The organism is Limosilactobacillus gastricus DSM 16045, assembly GCF_001434365.1.
Taxonomy (GTDB): Bacteria; Bacillota; Bacilli; order Lactobacillales; family Lactobacillaceae; genus Limosilactobacillus; species Limosilactobacillus gastricus.
The window spans coordinates 1-1,028 of the sequence record NZ_AZFN01000050.1; the positions used below are offsets into that span (position 1 = coordinate 1).

The window sequence follows — 1,028 nt, forward strand, 5'->3', positions numbered from 1 at the left end:
GAAATAGCCACCGCCTTAACTTCTCTACAAAGAACTATTATACAGGCAACTCACTGCATGACCAAGCGCTTAAAAGGCTATTTTCAAAATCAATGGTGCCAATTATCAATAATAGCCTTTAAAAGATTTGGAAATCTGTGATCTAGTTCTGCTTGTCGTAACGTAAGATAACTATGAATACCAGAATGTCTAACGGAAATTAAGCCATTTAAACGTAAATTTCGGTAATGTTGAGATAGATTGCTCTTCTTTCCTAGATCATTAAAAATGGCACATGAGCATTCCTTGCTTTCTTTAAACAACTTAGTGACAATCTCTAAACGAATAGGATCACTTAAGGATTTTAGTATTTGCGTAAGGGTAACTTTATTGAGATCAATATTAGGTAAGTTCTCTTTCATGCATAGCCGCTCCTTTTTTACTTTTCAACTGTTTAGTATATACTAAACAGTTGAAAGAAGGTANGAAGGTAAGTATATGGATTCAAAAACGCAAATCATTGAACAATACTTTAAGTTATTTGACTTGGCTTCTAATGATGAACAAGCATTGCATGAAATAATTCAACTCTTTTCAAAAAGGGCTGTGGTCAAGGGTGCTAATGGTTTTGTTGCTGATAATCCGACTAGAGTCGCCGAATTTTTCAAGAATTTTTTTAAAGATAACCAAGAATTAAGGCATCTTTTCCATGTAGTCGTCGATGATGGTAACTATCAAGCTGAGTGGGCCGTTGCTGGGCGTAAACGTAGTGGAAAAATATTTGCATTTCATGGTTTTGACACCTACCAATTTGACCAGCAAAACAAAATAAGCTTCTTGAAAGTTAAACTTGAAAAATAGAAATAGAAACGGCCAATAGGGTATACCCTAATGGACTTTTTTATTTCTGTGCTATACTAGGAATTACAAGTGTTCATTAGAACTGTCCAAAAGGAGAATTGGAAATGGCTAAAATCGGTTATGCGCGTGTGAGTTCCAAGGAGCAACATTTAGATCGACAGTTAGCGGCTTTAAAAGACGTTGATAAA

The 1,028-nt window shown here is 35.2% G+C and carries 2 protein-coding genes; one reads left to right on the forward strand and one right to left on the reverse strand.

The window, feature by feature from the left end; genetic code table 11:
- Window positions 1-89: 89 nt before the first annotated feature.
- Entirely contained in the window at window positions 90-401 is a 312-nt protein-coding gene (locus tag FC60_RS09100; RefSeq protein WP_032954689.1) for an ArsR/SmtB family transcription factor, read from the reverse strand.
- A gap of 543 nt (window positions 402-944) precedes the next feature.
- On the opposite strand from FC60_RS09100, the gene FC60_RS09535 reads away from it, so the two are divergent.
- Window positions 945-1,028, forward strand: an 84-nt coding sequence (locus tag FC60_RS09535; RefSeq protein WP_158002926.1) for a recombinase family protein, incomplete at its 3' end; no start/stop codon positions are given.